The organism is Pseudoduganella plicata, from assembly GCF_004421005.1.
In the GTDB taxonomy this organism is placed as follows: Bacteria; Pseudomonadota; Gammaproteobacteria; order Burkholderiales; family Burkholderiaceae_D; genus Rugamonas; species Rugamonas plicata.
The window spans coordinates 56,813-81,419 of sequence record NZ_CP038026.1; the positions used below are offsets into that span (position 1 = coordinate 56,813).

Consider the following 24,607-nt stretch of genomic DNA (forward strand, 5'->3'; position numbering starts at 1 on the left):
GATGCCAACGCCAATCCGGATGTCCTGCCATGAACTGCGGCCGCAATTGCCTCGCCCTGTCTGTCCTTCTCATGAGCGCCACGGGCGGCGCCAGCGCCGCGGGCGAACCCGACGACCTGGCCGCCATGCCGCTCGAACAGCTCATGCAGGTGCCGATGGTGACGTCGGCGTCGCGCTTCGAGCAGCCAGTCAGCGATGCGCCGTCGGCTGTCGTCGTACTGACGGCGCAGGACGTGCGCGAGCACGGCTGGCGCACGCTGGCCGACGCGCTGGCATCCGTGCCGGGCCTGTACGTCACGCAGGATCGCAACTACACCTACCTGGGCGCGCGCGGTTTCCTGCGCCCGGGCGATTACGACAGCCGCTTCCTGCTGCTGATCGACGGCGTGCGCGTCAACGATGCCCTCTACGACCAGGCGTTCGTCGGCAACGAGGCGCTGCTGGACATGGATCTCGTCGCACGCATCGAATACGTCCCCGGTCCCGGCGCCGCGGTTTACGGCTCGAACGCGCTGTTCGGCGTTATTAACGTCATCACCAAGTCGGGCAGTGCCATCGGCGGCCTGCGGAGCAGCGCCACCGTGGCCAGCGCGGGCGAACGCCGCCTGCGTGCCACGTGGGGCTGGCATGCGCAGAACGGCGACGACGTGGTGCTGTCCGCAAGCAGCATGCGCCGGCGCGGCGGCGACCTGTATTTCCCGGAGTTCGACACGCCCGACCAGAACCACGGCGTGGCACAGGGGCTGGACGGCGAGCGCGCCCATACCTTCTTCGCCAAGGCGGCCGGGCGCGGCTTCACGTTCACGGCCGGCTACGTGGACCGCACCAAGGATATCCCCACGGGGTCCTTCGGCGCCGTCTTCAACCAGCCCAACAGCACGCGCGACTCGCAGGCGTTCGCCAATCTGGGGTACGCGGGCGATGCGGCGTCCGGGGTGCTGCTGGCAACGAACGTGTTCTGGGGGCGCTCCGACTATATCGGCATCGGCCCGTATCCGGACGGCACAGGCGCGGCTCGGCGCAACGTCGATGGCGCGCACGCCGTCTGGTACGGCGCCAACGCCCACGCGACGGTAACGCGGTTCGCCGGCCACAAGCTGGTAGCGGGTATCGAGGGGCAGCGCAACGCCAGGCGTGACCAGTACAGCTTTAACGAGGCGCCGTACGAGCCGCTGCTGGACGATCGCCGCGCCGACAGCCGCTGGGGCGTCTATGCCGACGACGAGATCGCGCTGCGCGCTGGCCTGATTCTGAACGCGGGGGTGCGCTACGACCGCGACAGCGTGATCGGCAGCCGGGTCAGCCCGCGCGCGGCACTGATCGCCCATCCCGGCAAGCGCGACACGCTCAAGCTGATCTACGGCACGGCCTACCGCTCGCCAAATGCCTACGAGCTGTATTACGGCTTCCCGGGCGAGGGTGGCATGCAGCCCAATCCCGAGCTGCGCGCGGAAGTGATCCGGAGCCAGGAGCTGGTGTGGGAGCACATGTACGACGCCTATGGCAAGCTGACCGCGTCGCTGTTCCGCAACCGGATGGACGACCTGATCACGCAGCAGCTGGATGCGGACACGGGCATGCTGATGTTTCATAATACCGACAAGGCGACGGCACACGGCATGGAACTGGCCGGCGAGCGCGCATTCCGCTCCGGTGCCCGGGTGCGCGGCAGCTACACCTGGCAGCTGGCGCGCGATGGCGCCGGCGCATGGCTGGTCAGCTCCCCGCGGCACCTGGCCAAGCTGGCCGCGACCGTCCCGCTGGGAAGGCTGCCTGCGCGCCTCGGCAATGAAGTGCAATGCTCGTCGAACCGGCGCACGGAACACGCGATGGCCGGCGGCTATTGCGTGGCCAACCTGACCCTGACATCGCTGCCGCCCACGCGCGGCGTGCAGCTGGGCTGGGCCGTGAGCGTCTACAACATGCTCGATCGCCGCTATGGGGACCCGGCCGGACCGGCGTTCGCGCAGGAGTCCCTGGCGCGCCAGGGCCGCACCGTGGCGCTGCGGCTGGATTACGATTTCGCGCAATGAAGCGGTCCGACTCGTTCACCCACCCGGCGCGCGGCCACATCCTGGCGGCTCTGCCGGTGTTGTTGGCCACGCTACTGTACGCCGGCCCGTGCGGCGCGCAGAACGATGACAGCCGTCTGAAGGCCGCCTTCATCTTCAATATCGCCCAGTTCACCACATGGCCGCAACCGGCCGTGCGGCCGCTGGTCGTCTGCGCCAGCCCGGTCCACAGCGTATGGACGGGCCTGCGCGAGCTCGATGGCAAGGCGGCCGGCGGCCGCGCGGTCACGGTGATCGACAGCGCGGCCGGCAAATCCTGCGACGTCATCGTCTACAGCGCCACCGCAGCGCCCACCATGCCGCCTGCGCTAGCCGCAGGCACGCTGACGATCGTCGATGGCGTCCGTACCGGTCACTACGGCGGCGCCGTCACGCTGATCGAGGAAGCCCCCACCTGCGCTTCGATATCGATACGCGCGAAGCGGCCCGCGCCGGCCTGAAGTTCTCGTCGCGGCTGCTGCAACTGGCAAGGAACGTACTGTAATGCCCACCCGTATGCAAAAGGTCCGACAGGACCGCCAGATGACCCGCACCATGGGCGTCGGGCAGCTGGTCGGCGTCGCGCTGGCGCTGCTGTTCGCCGGCGCCATCCTGCTGGCGTACGAATGGGTGTCGCTGCGCGCCGCGCTGGTGGACGAGACGCAGATGCAGGCCGCCATCGTGGCCGACAACGTGGCCGGTTCGCTGATGTTCGGCGACCGGCAGGCCGCCGGCGAGATGCTGGTGTCGCTGCGCAAGGCGGACCACCTGCGTTCGGCCGCGCTATATGGCCGCGACGGTGCGCTGTTCGCGCGCTTCACGTCGCCCACCCGCGGCGCGCGCGAAGGACTGGAAGAGCTGGTGCCGGCATTGGGCGAGGTGGCGGTGACGCATCCCGTGGCCTACCGTGGCCAGGCCCTCGGCCGGCTCGAACTGGTGACGGGCACCGACCGTATCCTGACGGGGATGCTGCGCTATGCGGGCCTGCTGGCGCTGGCGTCCCTGGGTGGCGTGCTGGTGGTAGCTGCCGTGATGCGCCGCACCCGCATTCGTGTGGCGGCCGCCGAACAGGAACTGAACTACCTGGCCAATACCGACCCTGTTACTGGCCTGGCCAACCGCCGCGCCACCTACCGCTGGCTGGAGCAGGCCATTGAAGCCCGCCGCAAGACGGGCGACCAGGGCGGCCAATTGGCCGTGCTGCTGATCGACCTGGATAACTTCAAGGTCGTCAACGACACGGCCGGCCACGCGGCAGGCGATGTGCTGCTGCGGCAGGTGGCAAGTGCGCTGGCCTCGATCATGCGGTCCACCGACCTGGTGGGCCGCATCGGCGGCGACGAATTCGCCGTCATCGCGCCAGTGGCCGACGGGGACGCCGCCGCAGTCATCGGCCAGAAGATCCTGACGGTGCTGCGCACCCCGTTCCTGCTGGAGACAGGCGAAGTGTTCGCCACCGCCAGCCTGGGACTGTGCCTGTTCCCACAGGACGCGCCGGGCATGACGGAGATGCTGAGCAGCGCCGACGCGGCGCTGTACCGCGCCAAGAACGCCGGGCGCAATCGCCTTGCCTCCTTTGTGCCGGAGATGACACTGGCCACGCAACGCCGCGCCCTGCTGGAAGCGGAACTGCGCAGGGCCATCGAGCAGCACGCGCTGGTGCCGTATTACCAGCCGCAGTTCGACTGCCGCACCGGCGCGATGGTCGGCGTCGAAGCGCTGCTGCGCTGGCCCCATCCACAGCGTGGCTTCGTGCCGCCGATGGAATTCATTCCGGTTGCCGAGGATACAGGGTTGATCGTGGAGCTGGGCCGCTGGGTGCTGCAACGCGCCTGCGACGACGCCGTCGCATGGGACCGTGCCGGCGCGCCGCCGCTGACGGTGGCCGTCAACGTCTCTGCGCGCCAGTTGAAGGAGAAGTGCTTCCTCGACGACGTGCTGACAGCGCTGCACCGCAGCGGCCTGCCGCCGGACCGGCTGGAACTGGAGCTGACGGAAAGCCTGCTGATGGAGGACATGGAAGGCGCGGTGGCGTTCATGCATGCCGTGCGCGCGGCCGGCGTGCGCCTGTCGATCGACGATTTCGGTACCGGCTATTCGTCGCTGGCCTACCTGCAGTCGTTCCCGATCAACCAGCTGAAGGTGGACCGCACGTTCGTGCAGTCGTTGCCGGTGGCCGGCCATACGATCGCGACGGCCGTGATCGCACTGGCGCGGGGGTTCGGGCTGTCCGTGATAGCCGAAGGCGTGGAACGCCCGGAGCAGCTAGAGTGGCTGCGGGCGGCCGGCTGCGATTATGCGCAAGGCTTCCTGCTGGGCCGCCCGATGCCGGCGGCGGACGTGCTGGCGCTGACGGTGGCGCGCGGCGAGCCCGCCTGACGGCCAGTCCCGCTAGTTGCCCTGCTTCCTGACGCGGGCCGCGAAGGCCTTCTCGAAAAACTCGCCCAGCTTCGCTTCCAGCCACTGCGGCGTCAGATCGGCGCAACCGATGGTGCCGCCTTCCTTGCCGCTGCCGTCGCGGGCGCGCTGGTCGAACGCGCTGGTCCACTCCAGCAGGCAGCTGTTCTCGATGGCGGCAAACGTCAGCATGCAGGCATCCCGGCCCGCGTGCGCGGCCAGACGGTTTTTCTCCGGGACGAAGATCAGGCGAATAAAATCGTTCCAGCCGTCGTTGCCTTCCTCGACCTTGCCATCGTAATCATGTTCGTACATCTGCTTGCGCACGGCGGCAAACTGCGGCCGCACGACGTTCTCCAGCGTCTGCCGGTACTGTTCGCGGAAGTCCAGCCGCGCCTGGCGCGCAGCCTGTTCCTGCGCGGCCTGCTTGGCCTGGGCCAGATCCGCTTCGTGCTTCAGGGCGGCTTTTGAGAAGATCGACATCGCATCCTTACCAGAAAAACATCAGTGTACACGCGCGCGTTGCGTCCATGCGCCACAATCGGTCCAAGGCGCGGGAATACGTGACGCGCGCCTTGCCGCATGCTACCATTGATTCTATACGGCAATAAACCTGCCGGCCTCCCTCGGTCCCTATCCCTGCCCGAACCGCGGCTTCCGTCGCCACCGTTGTACTCTCTAACGCTAACAATGAAACTCGCTAATCTTAAAATCGGCGTCCGCCTGTCGTTGCTGGGCGTGTTCTTCCTGATTACTCTGCTGCTCGTCGGCCTGACCGGCTGGTCCGCACTGCGCGCCATGAACGAGCGCAATGCCGCCGGCTTTACCGAGGCTGGTCAGTTGCTCGATGCCGTCGACAGTGCGCGTGTGGCACAGGTCGAGTTCAAGATCCAGGTGCAGGAGTGGAAAAATATCCTGCTGCGCAGCTATGACGACGAACACATGACGACGTATCGCGGCAAGTTCGTGAAGGCGGGTGACGTAACGTCGAAGCAGCTGGCCTCGCTGAAAGGGACGATGACGGCACTGCAGCTGGACACGGCGATCGTCGAGGAGGCAACGCGCCTGCACGGCGACCTGCAGCAGCGCTACCTGACGGCGCTGCAGCAGTACGTGGTGGGCGATCCCGCCAGCGCCAAGGTTGTCGACGGCCTCGTCAAGGGCATGGACCGCGCGCCGACGGAACAGATCGACAAGATCGTCGCGTTCATCGAGAAAGCGGCGTCCGAACGCATGGCTGCGGTCGAGGCGAAGAATGCGAACGATTACGCGCGCTCGGTCTGGCTGCTGCTGGCGTTGCTCGTGGCCGCCGTTGCCATCGGCACCGTCATCGTCGTGACGCTGGTACGCGGCATCACCGGACCGCTGGCGCGCGCCGTGTCGATCGCCCGCGACGTGGCGGACGGCGACCTGCGCGCAGACGTGCGGTCGACCCGCAAGGACGAGATCGGCGAGCTGCTGCGCGCACTGGGCACGATGAGCGGCAACCTGTCGCGCATCGTCACCCAGGTACGGGGCGGCACGCAGGCCATCGCGCTGGCGTCGGCCGAGATCGCCACGGGCAATGCCGACCTGTCGGCCCGGACGGAAGACATGGCCGGTTCGCTGGAAGAGACGGCATCGTCGATGACGGAAATCACCAGCACCGTCAGCCAGAACAGCGAGAACGCCAGCGAGGCGGCCCGTCTGGCCAGCGCGGCATCGGGTGTCTCCAGTCGCGGCAGCCAGACGGTGGCCGAGGTGGTGGCATCGATGAGCGCGATCGGCGAAAGCTCCGGCAAGATCGCGGAAATCATCGGCGTGATCGACGGCATCGCGTTCCAGACCAACATCCTGGCCCTGAACGCCGCGGTGGAAGCGGCCCGCGCGGGCGAGCAGGGCCGCGGCTTCGCCGTCGTCGCGAGCGAAGTGCGCAACCTGGCGCAGCGCTCGTCGGCCGCGGCCAAGGAGATCCGTGAGCTGATCACCTCGTCCGTGGCGGAAGTGGGCTCCGGCCGCGCGCTGGTAGACCGCGCCGGCGCCACGATGCGCGAAGTGCTGACGAGCGTCGAGCAGGTCAGTGCGGTCGTCACGGAAATTTCGCTCGCAAGTAACGAGCAGCAGGAAGGTATCGCCCAGATCGGTACTGCCATCGCGCATATCGACAGCGTGACGCAGCAGAACGCAGCGCTGGTGGAGCAGGCCGCCGCGGCAGCCGAATCGCTGAGGGAGCAGGCGCGCGAGCTGGATGAGGCGGTGGCCATCTTCAAGCTGCGTTGACAACCCGGGACAGTCCCCTGTTTTGGGGAAATGGTTCGTCAAGACCCGGGTCCGTCCCGGGTTTTTTTATGGCACCGCGCTCTTTGCCAGGTCCGCCAGCGTCACGCTGCCAAAGCGTTCCAGCAACAGTTCTTCGGCCTGCCGCAATGCGCCGCCCAACTCGACGTTGACGGCCCGCTCGATAAGGCACCCCGCGTGGTCGCTGCTGATGCCGATGGCGAACACGGACGGGCTGCCCAGCGCCCGATGAATGTCCAGCAGCGAGATTTCGCTCAGCGGGCGGGCCAGCACCCAGCCGCCGCCGTGGCCCTTTTCCGATTGCACGTACCCCGCGTCGCGCAGGCCGGCCATGGTCCGGCGCACCACGACCGGGTTGGTGGAGAGCATGTGCGCGATGGCGTCGGACGTGGCGCGGCCCGCATGGGCGTCCATGTGGATCAGCACGTGCAGCATGCGCGATAGTCGGCTGTCGGATCTCATTACTGGATTCTACACCTTGCGCAACTAATGGAGTTGCGTGAGAAGGCGATCCGTGAAAGAATCACTCATGAAACAACCCGAGTTACATAATCACGGAGGAATCATGGATGTCATCGTTATTGGCGGCAGCTTTGCCGGTCTGTCTGCGGCGCTGCAACTGGCACGGGCGCGCCGCCGTGTGCTGCTGATCGACGCGGGCGAGCCGCGCAACCGCTTTGCCGCCACCGCTCACGGCTTCCTGGGGCAGGACGGCGTGGCGCCGCACGCCATCCGTGCCACTGCGCGGGCGCAGCTGGCGGCCTATCCGACTGTCCGCTTCCACGAAGGCGCCGCGACGGCGGTCACGCGATCCACAACGGCGTCGGCCGAAGGTTTCAGCGTCACGTGTGCCGATGGCAGCAGGCATGGCGCGGCACGCCTGATCCTGGCCACGGGCGTGCGGGATACTTTGCCGGACGTGCCGGGCCTGCGCGAAAGGTGGGGCAGGACGGTGCTGCACTGCCCGTACTGCCATGGCTACGAGCTGCACGGCGCGCCGGTGGGCGTGCTCGCGGGCCACGAGAAATCGGCCCACCAGGCCGCATTGCTGCCGGACTGGGGGCCGACCACGTACTTTACGCAAGGGGCGTTCGAGCCGGACGGCGAACAAACCGCGCTGCTGACGGCGCGCGGCGTGACGATCGAACGCACGCCTGTCGTTGCGCTGCTGGGCGAGGCGCCGGCGCTGACGGGCGTGCGGCTGGCGGACGGACGCGTCGTGCCGCTGGGCGGCCTGTTTGTTGCGCCGCGCACGGATCCGGGGCCGCTGGCCGGTCAGCTGGGATGCGCGGTGGACGACGGCATGACCGGACCGCTGGTGCGCGTCGATGCGATGCAGCAGACGACGGTGCCGGGCGTGTACGCGGCGGGCGATGCCGCCACGATCATGCACAACGCAACGTTCGCCTCGGCGGCCGGCGTCATGGCCGGCGTCGCAGTGCACCAGTCGCTGGCGATGGCTACCAGATGACAGCCGTCAGCACGTCGCCGTCGGGCAGCCGCCGCCAGTGCGCCTGCACGGGCGTGCCCACGGCCCAATGCGGGGACAGCGGTTCGGCCACGATGAAGGTCAGACGGTCGGTGTCGATGGCCGTCACCCGCACGGCGGAAAAGTCGAAGAAGCGGCCGACGGCGCCGTACGCGGCCTTGTAGAAGCTTTCCTTGGCGGAGAAGACCAGCGGCAGCAGCGCGTCGCGGTCGGCGCCCAGCAGGCGCAGCTCATCGGCGCTTACGGCCAGGCTGGCAAGGCTGTCCAGCTGCTCCGGCGTGGCGGGCGACTCGATGTCGATGCCCACGCCGTGCCATGCCCCGGCCGGCAGGGCGACGGCGCCCGCACGGCGGCCGTTATGCGTGATGCTGCCGATCGCACCGACGGGCCACAGCGGCTGGCGTCCGGTGCCGGTGCCGATGTCGGTAACCGGCAGGCCGGCCGCCGCCAGCGCGTGACGGGCGGCCAGCCGGCCATGAAAATACTCGGCCTGGCGCTTGCGCACGCTGCGCTCGATATGCGCCGGCAGTGCCAGCGCGTGGGCGGCAAAGGCGGCCGGGGTGAAGGCTTCGGCTGTAAACTCGATCAACTGCACGGCCAGCGTGGGCGCATCGGGCAGTGGCCAGGGGAGCACGTGAGGCCGGGCGATAAAGGGTGGCATGTCGGACAAGATTAACGCGAACACCCTACAATAGCGCTATCGACCACGAACGCAAAGACCGATGAAGCCGGAAATCCTCGTCATGGCCCCCAGTCCGTCCGCTCCCGTCATGGAGCAGCTGGATGCGCAGTTCGCGTGCCACCACCTGTGGCGGGAACCAGCCGCCGGGCACGACGCCTTTATCGCGGCCGTCGGCGCCAACGTGCGCGGCCTTGCGACGACCGGCACGATCGGCATGGACGCGGCGCTGGCCGCGCGCCTGCCGCGCCTGGAGATCGTGGCCGTCAACGGCATCGGCGTGGACGCCGTCGATTTCACGGTCACGCGCGCACGCGGCATCAAGGTGACGAACACGCCGGGCGTGCTGACGGACGACGTGGCCGACCTTGCGGTGGCGCTGCTGCTGGCCGCCGCGCGCCGCATTCCCGCGCTCGATCATTATGTACGCGGCGGCTCATGGGGCGCCCGCGTGCCGCTGACACCGGCACGCACACTACGCGGCAAGACGGCCGGCATCTATGGATTCGGGCGCATCGGCAAGGCCGTCGCGGCGCGGCTCGCCGGCTTCGGCATGGCGTTGCGTTACTACCAGCCGAACGTGGTGGCCGATACCGACGTGCCGCGCAGCGCATCCTTGCTGGCGCTGGCGCAGGAGGCGGACTACCTGGTCGTCTGCGCGCCGGGCGGCGCGGCCACGCGCGGGCTCGTCGACGCGGGCGTGCTGGCGGCGCTGGGGCCGCAGGGCACGCTGGTCAATGTGGCGCGGGGATCGATCGTCGATGAAACGGCGTTGACGGCGGCGCTGGCGAACGGCACGCTGGGGGCGGCGGCGCTGGACGTTTTCGCGAACGAGCCGCAAGTGCCGGCCGCGCTGACGGCGCTGCCCAATGTCGTGCTGACGCCCCATGTGGGCAGCCTGACCGTGGAGACGCGCCATGCGATGGGCCAGCTGGTGGTGGACAACCTGCTGGCACACTTCGCGGGCGCACGGCTGCTGACGCCCGTCCAGTAAAGGCTGCCGCAGGGTTGCGGCGGCCTAAGGCGTCGTGCCGTGCAGCGCCCGTTCGCGGAACTGCTTCGGCGTGACGCCCATCAGCTTCTTGAACAGGCGGCTGAAGTAGGCGGGGTCGCGAAAGCCCAGTTCCTCGCCCACGCTGGCGATGGAAGCGGGCATGTACGTCAGCTTGCGGCACGCTTCCAGCAGCAGGCGCCCCTGCGCCATGTCGAATGCCGACTTGTCGGCCAGCTTTTCGCAGACGCGCGAGAGCCGCGCGGGCGTGACGCCCAGTTCCTCCGCATAACGCGCCACCAGCCACTGTTCGCGGTAGTGCTGCTCGACGAGGGCGCGGAAGGCGCTGAACAGTTCGAAGTCCTCGCGGCCCGATTCGTCCGCCAGGCGGCGCTCCGTGTCGAGCCGCACCAGCAGCAGCAGGATGCCGCGCGCCAGCCATTCCACCATCAGCGGCTGGCCGTAGCGGGGCCCGCGCGCTTCCGCCGCCAGTTCGCGCAGCAGGGCGGTCAGGCGCTCGCGCACCTCGGGTGCCTCCTGCAGCCGCAATGCCTGGGGGCGCTCGAACAGCGGCGCGAACAGGTTCAGCGACGCCACGATGCGGTGATCGATCGAGACCACCCAGCCGTCGGCCTGGTCGCGGAACCCGCACGAGTGCGGGATGGTCGGCGGAATCGCGATGACGGCCGGGCCGTCGCATTGCCAGACCATGTTTTCCACCTGCGCCGTGGCGCGCCCCGTCATCAGGAACACGAGCTGGTACAGGCCGCGGTGTACGTGCGGTCCCACGTGCCAGCCCTTCGGGCGCTCGTATGGCAGGATCGGTTCGATGTGGACGAACTCGGCATTGTTGATGGCCGCGTTGTCGCCGTACAGGGCAAAGCGGGGCATTTCGCGGGGCAGCGTTTTCATGGCGTCAGTGTATCCCGTTAGCGGCCATGGCTCAAAGGGGCAGCGCGGTCTGGTACTTCACCTCGCGCAGCGCCACGTTGGTGTTGATCTGCGAAACGCCCTGCAGCTTGAACATGACCTCGTGCAGGAAGTTCTGGTAGGCCTCCATGTCCGGCACGATCACCTTGATCGTGTAGTCGGAATTGCCCGTCGTCTCGTAGCATTCCACCACTTCGGCGCGTGCCTGCATGGCGCTCTCGAACGCCTCGACGACGCCGGCCGAGTGGCGGTTCAGCGAAACGTGGGCCAGGCAGCACACCATGAGCCCGACCTTGCGGCGGTCCACCAGCGCCGCGTAGCGTGTGATGTAGCCATTGTCTTCCAGCTCTTTCTGCCGGCGCCAGCATGGCGTGGCCGACAGGCCCACTGCCTCCGCCAGCTCGGCCGTGGACAGGCGGCTGTTCTTCTGCAGAGCAGCCAGGATTTTCACGGAAGACGCGTCCAGGGTATGGTTTTTCATTTTGGGGTCGAAAACCGAAAAGATTTACCAAAACAGTAGCACACACAACAATAAATAGGGAAATTATTCCGCCACCGCGCAACTAAGATCTTCGGCACGGAGACAAAGCCCATCGAGGCAAGGAATAATAATGAATGCCCATACCACGCAAGGCGCCGCCGCGCTGCAGGCCGCCACGCCCCCATCCAACGCGCCCGTTGCTGGCACCACTGCCGATCCCGCGATAGTCGATCCCCGATACGCCTTGCAGGACAACCTGACCCGCGAGTCGGGCCGGGTCTTCCTCACCGGCACCCAGGCGCTGGTGCGCCTGTTGACCATGCAGAAGCGCCTGGACGCCGCCCGGGGCCTGAATACCGCCGGCTTTGTCAGCGGCTATCGCGGCTCGCCGCTGGGCGCTGTCGACCAGGAGATGTGGCGCGCGCAGAAGCACCTGGCGGCGCATGCCGTCGAGTTCCTGCCGGCCATCAACGAGGACCTGGGCGCCACCGCCGTGCTGGGGTCGCAGCAGGTCGAGACGGATCCCACCCGCAAGGTCGATGGCGTATTCGCCATGTGGTACGGCAAGGGCCCCGGGGTGGACCGCTCCGGCGACGCGCTCAAGCACGGCAACGCGTACGGCTCGTCGCCGCACGGCGGCGTGCTGGTGGTGCTGGGCGACGACCATGGCTGCGTGTCGTCGTCGATGCCGCACCAGAGCGAGGCGGCACTGATGGCCTGGAGCATGCCCGTGCTGAACCCGGCCAATATCGAGGAATACCTGGAATTCGGCCTGTACGGCTGGGCGCTGTCGCGCTTTTCCGGCAACTGGGTCGGCTTCAAGGCGATCTCGGAGACGGTGGAGGGCGGCGCCGTCGTCGAGCTGCCGGCCATGCCGTGCTACGTCACCCCGAAGGACTATACGTACCCCTCGGAAGGCCTGCATTACCGCTGGCCGGACCTGCCCAGCCTGAAGATCGAGCAGCGCGTGGCCGCCAAGCTGGACGCCGTGCGCGCGTTCGCCCGCGTCAATTCGATCGACCGCTTCGTCGCGACGGCACCGCACGCGACACTGGGCATCGTCAGCGCCGGCAAGGCCTACCTGGATCTGGTGGAAGCGCTGCAGCGCATGGGATTGACGCCGGCGCGGCTGGAAGAACTGGGCATCCGCCTGTACAAGCCGGGCCTCACGTGGCCGCTGGAGCCCAACCGGCTGGACCGCTTTACCGAGGGCCTGCGCGAGGTGCTGGTGGTCGAAGAGAAGGATCCCGTCATCGAGCAGCAGATCAAGAACCACCTGTACAACCGTGCCGCCGGGCGGCGCCCGCAGGTGCTGGGCAAGACGGACCTGGCGGGACAGCCGCTGCTGGCCGCCATCGGCGAGCTGCGGCCGTCGCGCATCGCTCCGGCCCTGGTCCGCTGGCTGGCACCGCACCTGCCGCAGCTGGACCTGCCGCGCTACCTGGCGGACTTCTGCGCCGCCGCCGTCAAGGCCGATCCGGCCAACGCGCTCCGCACGCCGTACTTCTGCTCGGGCTGCCCGCACAACACGTCCACCAGGGTTCCCGAGGGCAGCACGGCGATCGCCGGCATCGGCTGTCACTTCATGGCGACGTGGATGGAGCGCGACACGGTGCAGCTGACGCAGATGGGCGGAGAGGGCGTCACGTGGGTCGCCGCGTCGCGCTTCGTCGGCCGCCCGCACGTGTTCCAGAATCTGGGTGACGGCACGTATTACCACTCCGGCTTCCTGGCGCTGCGCCAGGCGGTCGCGGCGCGCGCCAACATCACGTACAAGATCCTGTACAACGACGCCGTGGCGATGACGGGCGGCCAGCCGGTCGATGGCAAGCTGACGGTGCCGCAGATCGTCCAGCAGGTGCTGACGGAAGGCGCCGTGCGCGCGGTGATCGTCACCGACCAGCCGGAGAATTACCGCGACGTGAAACTGCCGGCCGGCGTCACGGTGCACCATCGCTCCGAGCTGGACATGGTGCAGCGCCAGCTGCGCGAGATACAGAACGTGACCGTGCTGGTGTACGACCAGACCTGTGCGGCCGAGAAGCGCCGCCGGCGCAAGAAGAACACGGCCACGCATACGGAGTTCCCCGATCCGCCGCGCCGCGTCGTCATCAACGAAGAAGTCTGCGAAGGCTGCGGCGACTGCGGCGTGCAGTCGAACTGCCTGTCGATCCTGCCGCTGGAAACACCGCTGGGCAGGAAGCGCCAGATCGAGCAGGCATCGTGCAACAAGGACTACTCGTGCGTGGAAGGCTTCTGCCCCAGCTTTGTTTCCGTGCTGGGCGGACAGATGAAGAAGCCGGCCGCGGCCAGGCTGGACGTCGCCGGCATCGAAGCCACGCTGGCCGCGTTTCCGCCGCCGCCCCCGTATGACTTTACAAGCGCGAAGCCGTTCGAGATGCTCGTGGCCGGCGTCGGCGGCACCGGTGTCGTGACCATTGGCGCGCTGATCACGATGGCCGCGCACCTGGAAGGGAAGGGTGCCTCGACCCTGGACTTCATGGGCTTTGCGCAAAAGGGTGGTGCCGTCATGTCGCACGTGCGCGTCGCCGCTTCGCCGCGTGCGCTGCACCAGGTCCGCATCGACCTGCAGCAGGCCGATGCCGTGCTGGCGTGCGACGTCGTGGTCGCCGCCATGCCGGACGCGCTGGCCGTCATGCGCCACGGGCATACGCAGGTGATCGCGAACGAACGGGAAATCCCCACCGCGAAGTTCACCCGCAATCCCGACGCCAGTAACGACATGGGCGGCCTGTTCGCCCAGCTGCGCCGGGCCGCCGGCGATGCCAGTGTCCATGGCTTGGACGCGCAGGAGCTGGCCACGCGCCTGCTGGGCGAGCCCATCGCCGGCAATATGCTGATGCTGGGCTACGCGTGGCAGAGGGGGCTCGTGCCCGTCTCGCTGGCGGCCCTGCTGCGCGCGGTGGAGCTGAACAACGTGGCCGTGCCGATGAACCGGCTGGCGCTGATGCTGGGCCGCCTGGCCGCTGCCGACATGAAAGCGCTGGAGGGGCTGGCTGGCAGCGGCAAGGTCGTGCAGTTCACGGCGCCGGCCACGCTGGAGGAACTGGTCGCGCAGCGTATGCCGCGCCTGGCGCAATACCAGAACGACGCCTACGCGCAGCGCTACCTGGCGGCGGTGCGCCGCGTGGAAGAGCGCGAGCGGGCAGTGGATGGGCCGGCCTCGAAGACGCCGCTGGCGAAGGCGGTCGCGCGCGCGCTGTTCAAGCTGATGGCGTACAAGGACGAATACGAGGTGGCCCGCCTGCATGCCGATCCCGCCTTCCGCGCGAAGCTGGACACTCAGTTCGGCGGCGATTACCGGCTGGAGTTCCACCTGGCGCCGCCGCTGCTGGCGCGGCCCAAACCGGGCTCAAGCGTGCCAGCCAAGATGCGTGTCGGCGCCTGGATCCTGCCTGCGTTCCGGCTGCTGGCACCGCTGAAGGTACTGCGCGGAACAAGGCTCGACCCGTTCGGCTGGACGGCCGAGCGGCGCCATGAGCGGGCATTGCGGGATGAATATTTCGCGCTGATCGACGAGCTGTGCGCCAGCCTGACGCTGGAGAACCAGGCGACGTGGCTGCAGCTGGCCCGGCTGCCCGAGCGCATCCGCGGCTTCGGGCACGTCAAGGCACAGAACGCCGCGCTCGCGGCGCAGGAGGCGCAGCGCTTGCGGGCACAGATGAACCCCGGTCTTGGGCAGCAGCCGGCACACGCGGCATAGGTAGAGTACTGCCAGCCGCGTGTGCGTCGGAACGATCCCGGACTGAACCGAATCGTTCCGTCGCGGCGCCGTTGTCGTCGCGGCAACCATAAAAAATTGTAAATTACTTGGCGAAGTTCCGACCGCCATGCGGCGTGTAGTCCTACTTCCGGTATCCCTGCGTCATGGGACAATTTTGTCTCACCGTGACGGACACGGTAAAACAACGCAAAGGAGAACCTCATGAAGACGAAACTCGCAATGGTCATCGCAGCAATGCTCGTCAGTGCCGGTGTCGCGGCGCAGTCGACCAGCTCCGGAAGCACCGATACCGATCCGCAAAAGAATTCGGCCGCGAAGAAATCGCAGAAGGCCGACAAGTCGAAAAAGAGCAGCGCCAAGCATGATCAGAGCACTTCCGGCACTTCCGGCAGCGCCGGCTCCAGCTCCACCGACATGAGCACGGGCAGCGGTTCCGGCGCGTCGGGCGCAACCGGGAGCACTGGCTCGTCCGGTACCGCCGGTACGGGCACGGCCACCTCGCGCGGTGCCTCCGGCACGGCCGGCATGAACAGCTCGGGCGCCAGCGGCACGGGTACGTCGGGCACTTCAGGTATGTCGGGCACGTCGGGTGCGTCCGGCACTTCCGGCGCGACCGGCACCGCGGGCAGCGACATGACCGGCACCACGGGCGGCAACCGCTCCGGCTCGACAGGCTCCATGGGCACCAGCGGCGCGGCAGGCACGGGGACGGGCGCAAGCTCGTCCGGCACCACCACGTCGCCCAACACGCCCACCACGCCGCCGACCCGTTAAGGGGGCGCGCAGCAAGTTCAGCCGCCCTCGGCGGCTTTTTCTTGCCCGGCGAATCGACAGACCGAAGGCAGTACGTTGCGCACGTTACCGTACGTCTATCGCAATCGCCGGGGATTTGCTCTACCTTGAAGGCATGCGCGTGGCGCAGCCTTCAGTTCAGTTTGAACCGAACCTGGCAGCAGAACACAATCGAATCATCCGAATACACTCTACAGGAGGCTTTATGCTGGCGATGAATTACCGCGGTCCCTTCCGCGTGCGTGCAGACCACAAACCCGACCCCGTCATCGAGCATCCCGGCGACGCCATCATCCGCGTCACGCGCTCGTGCATCTGCGGGTCCGACCTGCACCTCTACCATGGCCTCGTGCCGGACACGCGTGTCGGCACCACCTTCGGCCACGAATTCGTCGGCATCGTCGAGGACGTCGGTTCGGACGTCAAGAAACTGAAAGTCGGCGACCACGTGCTGGTGCCGTTCAACGTCTTTTGCGGCTCGTGCTTCTTCTGCCAGCGCGAGCTGTACGGCAATTGCCACAACACGAATCCGCAGGCGTCGGCCGTGGGGGGCATCTACGGCTATTCGCACACGGCCGGCGGCTATGACGGCGGGCAGGCCGAGTTCGTGCGGGTGCCGATGGCGGACGTGGGCCCGACGGTCATCCCGGCCGACATCCATGAGGATGACGCCGTGCTGCTGACAGACGCGCTGCCGACCGGCTACCAGGCCGCCGAGATGGGCGACATCGCCGAGGGCGACACGGTGGTCGTGTTCGGCGCCGGCCCCGTCGGCATCTTCGCCGCCAAATCCGCGTGGCTGATGGGCGCGGGGCGCGTCATCGTCGTCGATCACGTCGAGTACCGGCTCGACTTCGTGCGCCGCTATGCCCAGTGCGAGGTCGTCAACTTCCGCGAAGTGGACGACATGGCCCTGCACATCAAGAAGATGACGGACTGGCTGGGCGCGGATGTGTGCATCGATGCCGTCGGCTGCGAAGCGGCCGGCAACGCCATGCAGACGATCACGGGACCTTACACGATGATCCAGGCTGGCTCGGCCACGGCGCTGCACTGGTGCATCAACTCCGTGCGCAAGGGCGGCAATGTGTCGATCGTCGGCGTCTACGGCCCAACGTTCAATGCCATACCCATCGGTAATGCGCTGAACAAGGGATTGACGCTGCGGATGAACCAGGCCAGCGTCAAGCGACACCTGCCGCGCCTGATCGAGCACATCCAGGCCGGCCGTATCGATCCGAAGCAGATCATCACGCACCGCGTGCCGCTGGAAGAGGTGTCGGATGCGTATCACATCTTCTCCAGCAAGCTGGACAATTGCATCAAGACTGTCCTGATCCCGCCGAGCGCGCGCGAGACGCGCGTCGTCGAAGCTACCGCGTTGCCATAAGGAGGACACCATGAGCGATCACGATCATAAGCACGACCACAATCACGAGCACGGCCATGAAGGCGGTGGCAAGAACGACCTCGCCGTCTTCCAGCATGGCCGTCCGCCCGTGGACCGCTCCGCCATCCAGGGCTGGGGCGCCGACCTGGACCGAAAGAACCGGCCCGGCGTGCCGATGGAGCGCATGCCGCAGCGCCTGGACGCCCCACTGATGCAGCCGACACAGCAGGAGCAGCACGTCGAGGTGCTGGTCTCCCCGAGCGCCCGCACATGACGCCGCTGTTCGGCAGCCCGCAGCCGCCGAGCGGCGTATCGGGCATGTTGCGCCGGGCCGCCTTCAAGACCACCGAGAACGACCTGCGCCACTGGTTGCTGCTGCTGCTGGCCGACCGCGTCAACATGGTGGAGGGCGTGGTTGACGACCTGGCGCGCGGCCACGTGCCGAACGTGCTGGCCGAGATGGGCATCAAGGCCGAGTGGGAGCACAACCGGAGCGGCCTGGTCAAGAAGGTCGCCGTCGCGGCCGCCGTTGCCGGCGTCGGCTATTACCTGTTGAAACGGCGCAGCGACAGCCGCGACCGCTACTGACGGAGGCCGGCATGCAAAGCAATGCTGCGACAACGTCGCTGTGGACCGCGACGGCCCAGATTCCGGCCAACCCCCCGCTGGCCGGCGATACGGAAACGGACGTCTGCGTTGTCGGCGGCGGCATTGCCGGGCTGACGGCGGCCTACCTGCTGGCCAAGGAAGGCCGGCAGGTGCTGCTGATCGATGCGCTCGACGTTGGTGCAGGCGAGACGGGCCGCACGACGGCCCACTTCATGCCGCCGGACGAGCGCTACTTCGAGATCGTCAAGCGCCTCGGCGTGGAAAAGGCCGCGCTGCTGCGCGACAGCTTCGAGCAGGCCATCAGCCAGGTCGAGGCGATCGTGCAGAACGAGCAGATCACCTGCGACTTCCGCCGGCTGGACGGCTATCTGGTGCCGGCAGCCGAGGGCGGTGCGGACATCATCGACAAGGAGCACGCCGCCACGTCGCGCCTGGGCGTGGACGCCGAGCGCCTGCTGCGCGTGCCGGGGCTGGAGTGGGATACCGGGGCGGCGCTGTGCTTCCACCGCCAGGCACAGTTCCATCCGGTGAAGTACATGGCCGGGCTGCTGCGTGCCATCAAGCGCTTGGGCGGCAGCGTGCACGGCGGTACCCGGGCCCGCGAGCTGGCCAGCTCGCACGAGGGCATCACGGTGACGACGGAACGGGGCGCTATCCGCGCCCGCGCCGTCGTGGTCGCCACCAATACGCCGTTCAATACCCGCGTAATCATGCACACGAAGGTGGTGGGATACCACAGCTACGTCGTTGGCATGAAGGTGCCGCGCGGCGCGCTGGCGCCATTCCTGCTGTGGGACACGGCCGACCCCTATCACTACGTGCGCCTCGATGCGCAGGAGGGCGAGCAGCCGTACGACATCCTCGTCGTCGGCGGACAGGACCACAAGGTGGGCCAGGACGGCACGCCGCAGCACCGCTATGACGAGCTGGAAGCCTGGACGCGCCAGCGCTTTCCGCAGGCGGGCGAGGTGGTGTACCGCTGGTCGGGAGAAGTGATGGAGCCGGCCGACGGCGTCGCCTACCTGGGCCGCGCGCCGGGCGAGAAGGGGGAGGTCTACCTGATCACGGGCGACTCCGGCACGGGCATGACGCACTGCACGGCCGGCGCCATGCTGATAACGGACCTGATCCAGGGCCGCAGCAATCCATGGGTGCCGCTGTACAACCCGGCCCGCAAGCCCATCCACAGCATGGGCGAGTACATGATGGAGCAGGCCAATACGCTGGCGCAGTACACGGACTGGCTGCAGGGCGGCGAAGTGAGTGCGCCCGACCGCATCCCGCCGGGCGAGGGCGCGCTGATCCGCGATGGCCTGAAACTCATGGCCGTGCACCGCGCCAACGACGGCAGGCTGACGTTCCTCTCGGCCGCCTGCCCGCACATGGGCTGCGCCGTGCACTGGAACTCCGGCGAAAAATCGTGGGACTGCCCGTGCCACGGCTCGCGCTTCGATATCGAAGGAAACGTGCTGCACGGGCCTTCGGCGGCGCCGCTGGCGAAGGTGGCTGCGGGCAAACATGGCTGACCGCGGTGCCGCCGTGCACACTCGGGGGACCAGCACCTGCGCAGGGCGTTCGCCCGGCACGGGAGCCGGTCCCAGCCCCCTCGACCACTACCAGTCGATTGCCAGCAACCGCTCCGCCATCCGCGGCCAGCACAGGGTCCGCACCTCGTCGCGCGTCGCCCACCGGTAGCCGTCCGCCTCCGGTGTGGGCTTGCCTGTGTAGCGGTGCGGGAAGAAGCTGGTGCATTGCAGGCCCTCCAGCGTGCCCAGCTCGTCGCCTGCATCGACGCGGAACAGGTGTAGCCGCTTGTCCCGCCGGTAGTCGAACATGCCGAGCTCGACGTAGCGCGCCGCGTCGAACCGCACTCCCGCCTCCTCGAACAGCTCTCGTTGCGCCGCCGCGAGCGGCGTTTCGCTCCCGTCCAGCAGACCCTTCGGAATGTCCCAGTGCGCCGTGCCGGTCACGTGGCACAGCAGCAGCTGGCCGCTGTCGTTGAAGACCAGAGTTCCGCATGACGTGTCCAATTGGCATCCTTTAGGTAAAAACTGTCGCCGTATTGTAGGGGACCGCCGCTCTGCACGGCGCCTTGCTGTTGTTTCGAGCGGTCAGTCACTAGTTCCATGTGGAAACTTATCGACAGTTACTGTTTCCTGAGATAAAGTACAGGCGCACCTCATCCCCGTGCCCCGCCGTTCCGGCATCCATGCGAGCTGATGCTCGCCTTGATCTGTCGAGCCCCGCGCCCCGCGCCGCTCCTGTACATCGTTAGTCATCGGATTCCTTCATGCCACAGAGCCGTCGCCCTGTCAGTTGCCATTGTCGTGCCCGCGCCGCGGGCGTCGTTACCGTTGCCTTGCTTGCAGGTGGCGGTGCATGCGCGCAGGCGGCCGATGGTCCGCGCTGGACGTTCGGCGGGTTCGGCACCGTCGGCGCCGTGCATTCGTCGATGAAGGAGGCCGATTACTCGGCGACGCCGCTGTCGCCCGGCCACGCCGGTTACAGCCGCGATTGGGCCTTCGACGTGGACAGCCGCCTCGGCGCGCAGCTGGCCGTACAGCTGGACAGGCAGTGGTCCGGCGTGATCCAGGTGGTATCGGACCGTACCATGGTAGATGGCTTCAAGCCGCACGTCGAATGGGCCAACATCAAATACCAGGCCACGCCGGATCTGTCGCTGCGTATCGGCCGCATCGCCGCGCCAATGTTCCTGGCAGCCGACTACCGCAAGGCCAGCTTCGCGCTGCCGTGGGTGCGCCCGCCCGTGGAGCTGTACAGCACCATGCCCATCACGAACAGCGACGGCGTGGACGCGACGTACCGCTGGCGCACGGGCAACGCGCGGCACAGCACGCAGCTGTTCGTCGGCTCGACGTCGGTGCCGCTGGCGCCGGAGTTTACGGCGCATGCGCGCATGGGCGGCGTCAATCACTCGGTCGTCATCGGCGCGCTGACCCTGGGCGGCTCGTTCGCGCAGGCGCGCCTGAAGATTCCCGGTGCCGGCGAGCTGTTCGACGTTCTGCAGCGGTTCGGCCCGCAGGGCCAGGCACTGGTCGAGCGCTACGACGTGCGTTCGACCCGCACGACATTGCTCAGCGGCGGTTTCAACTACGATCCGGGCAGCTGGTTCGTGACGGGCGAGGTGGGCCGCGTGAATACGCGCTCGATGCTGGGCGACCAGACGGGCGCCTATCTGAGCGCCGGCTACCGCTTCGGCTCCCTGACCCCTACGCAACGCTCAGCCGCGTGCGCGCCAACATGGCCGTGCAGGTTCCCGGCCTGGACACCGTCGACCTGCCGCCGTCGGCGGCGGCGCTGGCCGGGCAGGCCAACGCCGTGCTGAACGACTTCCTGCGCGAGGTGCCGACGCAGGATGCGGCCAACGTTGGCCTGCGCTGGGACGTGGCGCCGAATTACGCCGTCAAGCTCCAGTACGATGTGGCGCGCCCGCGCGATGGCTCCAGCGGGTCGCTGGTGAACGTGCAGCCCGGCTTCCGGTCGGGCCACGCGTTCCGCGTGTTCAGCGCCTCCGTCGATTTCGTGTTCTGACGGGATGGCCATGCTGAAGAGAACCCTCGCGGCCGTGCTGGCCGCATGCGCGGTGAGCGCCGCCGCAGCGGCCGAGGTGGGAGAGCTGGTCGTCATCGTCTCCGCTCGCACGCCTCTTACGATGCTGCGCACTGACCAGGCCGCCGGTATCTTCCTGGGCGAAAGCTACAGCCTCCCGGACGGCGGCGAGGCGGTGGCGCTGGATCAAAGTGTCGGCTCGCCGCTGCGTGACGAGTTTTACCGCAAGGTGGCGCACCGTTCGCCCGCGCTGATGAAGGCTTACTGGACCAAGATGATCTTCACCGGTCGGGGCCAGCCGCCGCGCGAGGCGCCCAGCAGCGCCGCCGTGCGCCGGCTCGTGGCCGACAACCCCGGCATGGTCGGCTATATCGAGCGCGCGGCGCTCGATCCGACCGTGCGCCCCGTGCTGGTGCTGAAATGATCCGCGCGCTCGCCACGAAAGCGGCGCGGCTGCGCCTGCTGCGCCTGGGCCTGGAGACGTACGTCACGCTGCCGGTGTTTACGGTTCTGCTGGTTGCCGTCATCTTCGGCGCCGCCTTCCACCTGATCGCCAACGAACGCGCGGCGGCCGCAGAGGCGGCGCGTGACTCCGTGCAGGAAGTGCTGGAGACCTACGAGGCGCAGGCCGTGCGCAACCTGAACGGCATCGACCAGGCGCTGAAGGTGATCAAGTACGCCGTCGAGCGCAAGGGCGCCGCGGGCGCGCTGCCGGAACTGGCCGAGCAGGACCTGCTGCCGCCCGGGCTCGTGTTCGCCGTCAGCATCGCCGATGCTTCCGGGACTATCGTCGCCAGCAGCCCGCAGGCGACGCGGCAGTCGGTCCGGCATGAGCGCTATTTCACCATCCATCGCGACAGCCGGCTGGACGCAGTGTACGTGGCCCAGGCGATGCGCGATGCGGTGCGCCGCGACTGGCACCTGCATTTCACGCGCCGCCTGAACGACCGCGACGGCCGCTTTGCCGGCGTGGCCATCCTGGAAGTCGAGCCGGCGTATTTCACCAGTGGGTACGAGCGCACGCGCCAGGGCGATCTGGGCCTGCTGGCCATTGTGGGCAACGACGGCGTGGCGCGCGCCGTGCGGATCGGTGAGCGCAGCAGCTGGGGCCAGCATTTCGACCTGGATGCGTGGCGCAAGCCGGTGGCGCAGCCGTGGACCGACAGTTTCGACGGCGTGGCCCGCTACACGGGCACGCGCGCGCTGCGCGCTTATGGACTGGTGGTGCTGGTGGGCCTGGCCGAGTCCGAGCAGATGGCACCGTTCCAGAGCCAGCGCCGCAAGTACCTGTGGGAAGCCGGCGCCGCCGCGGCCGGGACGGTGCTCGTGATGGCGCTGCTGTGGCTGTGGTCGTGGCAGGGCGCCAAGGCGCGCCGCCGCATCCGCCGGGCGCAGGAAACGTATGCGGCCGCGTCGGAAGCGAACCTGGACGCGTTCTTCGTGCTGCGCGCCGTGCGCAACCCGCTTGGCGTCATCGTCGACTTCCGCATCGCCTCGGCCAACAGCCGGGCCGAGCAGATGACGGGGCGCAGCAAGGCCGACCTGCGCGGCCATACCGTGTGCGAATGGCTGCCGCAGGCCCGCACCAACGGCATGTTCGACCGGCTGGCCCAGATCATGGCGGCCGGCGGCGTGCACCAGGAGGAGTGGCGCAACGAGATGCCCGAGTTCCGCGCCGAGTGGATGCACTGGCAGGTGGTCGGGGTCGAAGGCGGCCTGGTGGCGATCCTGCGCGACATCTCCGAGCGCAAGCGCGACGAGGCGCGCATCGTCCACATGGCCCATCACGATACGTTGACGGGGCTGCCGAACCGCAGCCTGATCGGCGACCGCCTGGAGCAGACGATCCTGCTGGCCGAGCGCGAGAAGCAGCACCTGCTGGTGGCGTTCGTGGACCTGGACAGCTTCAAGCTGGTCAACGACAGCCTGGGTCACGCGGCCGGGGACGAACTGCTGAAGGTGGTGGCCGGCCGCATGGTCGAGTGCCTGCGCCGCAGCGACACCGTGGGCCGCTTCGGTGGTGACGAGTTCGTGCTGGTCCTGCCGCAGGGACAGGTCGCGGACGGCGCCGTGGAAGCGGCCGGGCTGCTGGAGAAGATCCTGTCGGCCGTGGTGCGCCCGATCGCGCTGGAGGGCCAGCAGGTGCAGGTGAGCTGCTCGATCGGCGTGGCGATGTATCCGCGCGACGGCCGCGATGGCGGCACGCTGCTGATGAACGCCGACGCCGCAATGTACCGCGCCAAGGAGCTGGGCAAGAACAACGTGCAATTCTATGCGCAGGAAATGAACGCGTCGCTGGAAGAGAAGCTGGCGCTGATGGAAGGGCTGCGCAAGGCTGTCGACAACGACGAGCTGCGCCTTGTCTACCAGCCGAAGGTCGACCTGGCCAGCGGCCAGGTGTTCGGGGTGGAGGCGCTGCTGCGCTGGCATCATCCCGAGCGCGGCATGGTGCGACCGGACCACTTCATTCCGCTGGCCGAGGAAAGCGGCAGCATTGTCGCCATCGGCGAATGGGTCCTGCGCGAAGCGTGCCGCCAGGCGCGTCGCTGGCAGGATGCGGGCGTGGCGCCGCTGGTGGTGTCGGTCAACGTCTCGCCGCGCCAGTTCGACGACCGCCGCCTGGTCGCGCGGGTGGCCGATGCGCTGCGCGACGCCGGACTGGCGGCGCGCTGGCTGGAGCTGGAAGTGACGGAAAGCCTGATCATGCGCGACGTGCAGCAGGCCATCGACAAGATGCGCGAGCTTGAAGGGATGGGCATCGGCCTGTCGATCGACGATTTCGGCACCGGCTATTCCAGCCTGGCGGCGTTGAAGTCGTTCCCGATCAGCCGCCTGAAGATCGACAAGTCGTTCGTGCGCGACCTGGCGCACAGCAGCGACGACCAGGCGATTGCGCGCGCCATCATCTCGCTGTCGCACCAGCTGCAAATGCGGGTGATCGCCGAAGGCGTTGAAACGGAGCAGCAGCGCGCGTTCCTGGCGCAGTACGGCTGCGACGAAATGCAGGGATACCTTTTCAGCAAGCCGGTACCGCCGGAAGATATCCCGGCGCTGCTGGCGCGGCAGGATGCCGCCGCCTGAGCGCTCCCGACGCGGTAGAGAGCGGTCGGATTGCGTACTGGCGCCATTCCGAGAACGGCTCCGGCGCCGGCTGGCGCCATCTCTACATTTGTACTGGTAAAATCGGGAAGCCAAGAACAAGGATA

At 67.9% G+C, this 24,607-nt stretch carries 22 protein-coding genes; 16 read left to right on the plus strand and 6 right to left on the minus strand.

Annotation, left to right across the window (positions count from 1 at the left end; all coding sequences use genetic code 11):
• Positions 1–71: 71 nt before the first annotated feature.
• From E1742_RS00225 to E1742_RS00240, 3 genes are all read left to right on the plus strand, one after another.
• Positions 72–2,033, plus strand: coding sequence for a TonB-dependent receptor plug domain-containing protein (locus E1742_RS00225; protein WP_229466378.1), 1,962 nt, complete (start codon positions 72–74; stop codon positions 2,031–2,033).
• On the plus strand, positions 2,030–2,512 hold the full coding sequence (locus E1742_RS00230; protein WP_134382665.1) for a YfiR family protein: 483 nt from the start codon (positions 2,030–2,032) through the stop codon (positions 2,510–2,512). The genes E1742_RS00225 and E1742_RS00230 overlap by 4 nt, the downstream gene beginning before the upstream one ends.
• 82 nt (positions 2,513–2,594) lie before the next feature.
• Entirely contained in the window at positions 2,595–4,430 is a 1,836-nt protein-coding gene (locus E1742_RS00240) for a putative bifunctional diguanylate cyclase/phosphodiesterase (protein WP_166793371.1), read from the plus strand.
• Positions 4,431–4,442: 12 nt separating this feature from the next.
• Here the strand turns inward: E1742_RS00240 and E1742_RS00245 are convergent, their stop codons facing one another.
• Positions 4,443–4,931, minus strand: coding sequence for a hypothetical protein (locus E1742_RS00245; RefSeq protein ID WP_134382669.1), 489 nt, complete (start codon positions 4,929–4,931; stop codon positions 4,443–4,445).
• Between the two features lie 207 nt (positions 4,932–5,138).
• Here E1742_RS00245 and E1742_RS00250 point away from each other — a divergent pair, with 207 nt between their 5' ends.
• Positions 5,139–6,707, plus strand: a complete 1,569-nt coding sequence (locus tag E1742_RS00250) for a methyl-accepting chemotaxis protein (protein ID WP_134382671.1) — start codon at positions 5,139–5,141, stop codon at positions 6,705–6,707.
• A gap of 66 nt (positions 6,708–6,773) precedes the next feature.
• Here the strand turns inward: E1742_RS00250 and E1742_RS00255 are convergent, their stop codons facing one another.
• Entirely contained in the window at positions 6,774–7,187 is a 414-nt protein-coding gene (locus E1742_RS00255) for an Rrf2 family transcriptional regulator (protein ID WP_134382672.1), read from the minus strand.
• 103 nt (positions 7,188–7,290) lie between these two features.
• Between E1742_RS00255 and E1742_RS00260 the strand changes: the two genes are divergently transcribed.
• Positions 7,291–8,196, plus strand: a complete 906-nt coding sequence (locus tag E1742_RS00260; RefSeq protein WP_134382674.1) for an NAD(P)/FAD-dependent oxidoreductase — start codon at positions 7,291–7,293, stop codon at positions 8,194–8,196.
• Here E1742_RS00260 and E1742_RS00265 read toward each other — a convergent pair.
• Positions 8,186–8,875 carry a 4'-phosphopantetheinyl transferase family protein gene (locus tag E1742_RS00265; RefSeq protein ID WP_229466890.1) on the minus strand — a complete coding sequence of 230 codons (690 nt, stop codon included), beginning with the start codon at positions 8,873–8,875 and terminating at the stop codon, positions 8,186–8,188. The two genes, E1742_RS00260 and E1742_RS00265, sit on opposite strands and share 11 nt — an antisense overlap.
• A gap of 61 nt (positions 8,876–8,936) precedes the next feature.
• Here E1742_RS00265 and E1742_RS00270 point away from each other — a divergent pair, with 61 nt between their 5' ends.
• The gene (locus E1742_RS00270; RefSeq protein ID WP_134382678.1) at positions 8,937–9,887 is read left to right on the plus strand and encodes a 2-hydroxyacid dehydrogenase; all 951 of its coding nucleotides are present in this window, start codon (positions 8,937–8,939) and stop codon (positions 9,885–9,887) included.
• A gap of 24 nt (positions 9,888–9,911) precedes the next feature.
• Here the strand turns inward: E1742_RS00270 and E1742_RS00275 are convergent, their stop codons facing one another.
• Together E1742_RS00275 and E1742_RS00280 are read right to left on the minus strand one after the other, a co-directional pair.
• Positions 9,912–10,796, minus strand: coding sequence for a helix-turn-helix domain-containing protein (locus E1742_RS00275; RefSeq protein WP_134382680.1), 885 nt, complete (start codon positions 10,794–10,796; stop codon positions 9,912–9,914).
• Between the two features lie 31 nt (positions 10,797–10,827).
• Positions 10,828–11,295 (minus strand): Lrp/AsnC family transcriptional regulator, encoded by a 468-nt coding sequence (locus tag E1742_RS00280; RefSeq protein WP_134382682.1) that lies wholly within the window; start codon positions 11,293–11,295, stop codon positions 10,828–10,830.
• Between the two features lie 130 nt (positions 11,296–11,425).
• Between E1742_RS00280 and E1742_RS00285 the strand changes: the two genes are divergently transcribed.
• The 6 genes from E1742_RS00285 (at position 11,426) to E1742_RS00305 (ending at position 19,357) form a co-directional block, all read left to right on the plus strand.
• Positions 11,426–15,019: an indolepyruvate ferredoxin oxidoreductase family protein gene (locus tag E1742_RS00285; RefSeq protein WP_134382684.1), complete on the plus strand. Its 3,594-nt coding sequence runs from the start codon at positions 11,426–11,428 to the stop codon at positions 15,017–15,019.
• A 222-nt stretch (positions 15,020–15,241) separates the two neighbouring features.
• Positions 15,242–15,814 (plus strand): hypothetical protein, encoded by a 573-nt coding sequence (locus E1742_RS00290; RefSeq protein WP_134382686.1) that lies wholly within the window; start codon positions 15,242–15,244, stop codon positions 15,812–15,814.
• 223 nt (positions 15,815–16,037) lie between these two features.
• Complete coding sequence (locus E1742_RS00295; RefSeq protein WP_134382688.1) at positions 16,038–17,222, plus strand: zinc-dependent alcohol dehydrogenase; 1,185 nt, start codon at positions 16,038–16,040, stop codon at positions 17,220–17,222.
• 10 nt (positions 17,223–17,232) lie between these two features.
• Positions 17,233–17,496, plus strand: a complete 264-nt coding sequence (locus tag E1742_RS26505) for a hypothetical protein (protein ID WP_229466380.1) — start codon at positions 17,233–17,235, stop codon at positions 17,494–17,496.
• Positions 17,493–17,810, plus strand: coding sequence for a hypothetical protein (locus E1742_RS26510; protein ID WP_229466382.1), 318 nt, complete (start codon positions 17,493–17,495; stop codon positions 17,808–17,810). The genes E1742_RS26505 and E1742_RS26510 overlap by 4 nt, the downstream gene beginning before the upstream one ends.
• Before the next feature lie 11 nt (positions 17,811–17,821).
• Entirely contained in the window at positions 17,822–19,357 is a 1,536-nt protein-coding gene (locus E1742_RS00305; RefSeq protein ID WP_134382690.1) for an FAD-dependent oxidoreductase, read from the plus strand.
• A gap of 87 nt (positions 19,358–19,444) precedes the next feature.
• Here the strand turns inward: E1742_RS00305 and E1742_RS00310 are convergent, their stop codons facing one another.
• Positions 19,445–19,861 carry an NUDIX hydrolase gene (locus tag E1742_RS00310; RefSeq protein ID WP_166793372.1) on the minus strand — a complete coding sequence of 139 codons (417 nt, stop codon included), beginning with the start codon at positions 19,859–19,861 and terminating at the stop codon, positions 19,445–19,447.
• A gap of 260 nt (positions 19,862–20,121) precedes the next feature.
• On the opposite strand from E1742_RS00310, the gene E1742_RS00315 reads away from it, so the two are divergent.
• The 4 genes from E1742_RS00315 to E1742_RS00330 are packed head-to-tail and all read left to right on the plus strand — an operon-like array spanning position 20,122 to position 24,482.
• A complete protein-coding gene (locus E1742_RS00315) occupies positions 20,122–21,177 on the plus strand; it encodes a hypothetical protein (RefSeq protein ID WP_134382694.1) in 1,056 nt (351 codons plus the stop codon).
• Positions 21,093–21,383, plus strand: coding sequence for a hypothetical protein (locus E1742_RS00320; RefSeq protein ID WP_134382696.1), 291 nt, complete (start codon positions 21,093–21,095; stop codon positions 21,381–21,383). The genes E1742_RS00315 and E1742_RS00320 overlap by 85 nt, the downstream gene beginning before the upstream one ends.
• Positions 21,384–21,393: 10 nt before the next feature.
• Positions 21,394–21,825, plus strand: a complete 432-nt coding sequence (locus E1742_RS00325; RefSeq protein ID WP_229466390.1) for a phosphate ABC transporter substrate-binding protein — start codon at positions 21,394–21,396, stop codon at positions 21,823–21,825.
• Positions 21,822–24,482, plus strand: a complete 2,661-nt coding sequence (locus E1742_RS00330; protein WP_134382700.1) for a bifunctional diguanylate cyclase/phosphodiesterase — start codon at positions 21,822–21,824, stop codon at positions 24,480–24,482. The genes E1742_RS00325 and E1742_RS00330 overlap by 4 nt, the downstream gene beginning before the upstream one ends.
• Positions 24,483–24,607: the final 125 nt, after the last annotated feature.

Excerpts from the sequence above, each read along its gene's own strand:
- E1742_RS00225 (WP_229466378.1), top strand. The coding sequence starts at position 72 with ATGAGCGCCACGGGCGGCGCCAGCGCCGCGGGCGAACCCGACGACCTG.
- E1742_RS00230 (WP_134382665.1), top strand. The coding sequence starts at position 2,030 with ATGAAGCGGTCCGACTCGTTCACCCACCCGGCGCGCGGCCACATCCTG.
- E1742_RS00240 (WP_166793371.1), top strand. The coding sequence starts at position 2,595 with ATGACCCGCACCATGGGCGTCGGGCAGCTGGTCGGCGTCGCGCTGGCG.
- E1742_RS00245 (WP_134382669.1), bottom strand. The coding sequence starts at position 4,931 with ATGTCGATCTTCTCAAAAGCCGCCCTGAAGCACGAAGCGGATCTGGCC.
- E1742_RS00250 (WP_134382671.1), top strand. The coding sequence starts at position 5,139 with ATGAAACTCGCTAATCTTAAAATCGGCGTCCGCCTGTCGTTGCTGGGC.
- E1742_RS00255 (WP_134382672.1), bottom strand. The coding sequence starts at position 7,187 with ATGAGATCCGACAGCCGACTATCGCGCATGCTGCACGTGCTGATCCAC.
- E1742_RS00260 (WP_134382674.1), top strand. The coding sequence starts at position 7,291 with ATGGATGTCATCGTTATTGGCGGCAGCTTTGCCGGTCTGTCTGCGGCG.
- E1742_RS00265 (WP_229466890.1), bottom strand. The coding sequence starts at position 8,875 with ATGCCACCCTTTATCGCCCGGCCTCACGTGCTCCCCTGGCCACTGCCC.
- E1742_RS00270 (WP_134382678.1), top strand. The coding sequence starts at position 8,937 with ATGAAGCCGGAAATCCTCGTCATGGCCCCCAGTCCGTCCGCTCCCGTC.
- E1742_RS00275 (WP_134382680.1), bottom strand. The coding sequence starts at position 10,796 with ATGAAAACGCTGCCCCGCGAAATGCCCCGCTTTGCCCTGTACGGCGAC.
- E1742_RS00280 (WP_134382682.1), bottom strand. The coding sequence starts at position 11,295 with ATGAAAAACCATACCCTGGACGCGTCTTCCGTGAAAATCCTGGCTGCT.
- E1742_RS00285 (WP_134382684.1), top strand. The coding sequence starts at position 11,426 with ATGAATGCCCATACCACGCAAGGCGCCGCCGCGCTGCAGGCCGCCACG.
- E1742_RS00290 (WP_134382686.1), top strand. The coding sequence starts at position 15,242 with ATGAAGACGAAACTCGCAATGGTCATCGCAGCAATGCTCGTCAGTGCC.
- E1742_RS00295 (WP_134382688.1), top strand. The coding sequence starts at position 16,038 with ATGCTGGCGATGAATTACCGCGGTCCCTTCCGCGTGCGTGCAGACCAC.
- E1742_RS26505 (WP_229466380.1), top strand. The coding sequence starts at position 17,233 with ATGAGCGATCACGATCATAAGCACGACCACAATCACGAGCACGGCCAT.
- E1742_RS26510 (WP_229466382.1), top strand. The coding sequence starts at position 17,493 with ATGACGCCGCTGTTCGGCAGCCCGCAGCCGCCGAGCGGCGTATCGGGC.
- E1742_RS00305 (WP_134382690.1), top strand. The coding sequence starts at position 17,822 with ATGCAAAGCAATGCTGCGACAACGTCGCTGTGGACCGCGACGGCCCAG.
- E1742_RS00315 (WP_134382694.1), top strand. The coding sequence starts at position 20,122 with ATGCCACAGAGCCGTCGCCCTGTCAGTTGCCATTGTCGTGCCCGCGCC.
- E1742_RS00320 (WP_134382696.1), top strand. The coding sequence starts at position 21,093 with ATGGCCGTGCAGGTTCCCGGCCTGGACACCGTCGACCTGCCGCCGTCG.
- E1742_RS00325 (WP_229466390.1), top strand. The coding sequence starts at position 21,394 with ATGCTGAAGAGAACCCTCGCGGCCGTGCTGGCCGCATGCGCGGTGAGC.
- E1742_RS00330 (WP_134382700.1), top strand. The coding sequence starts at position 21,822 with ATGATCCGCGCGCTCGCCACGAAAGCGGCGCGGCTGCGCCTGCTGCGC.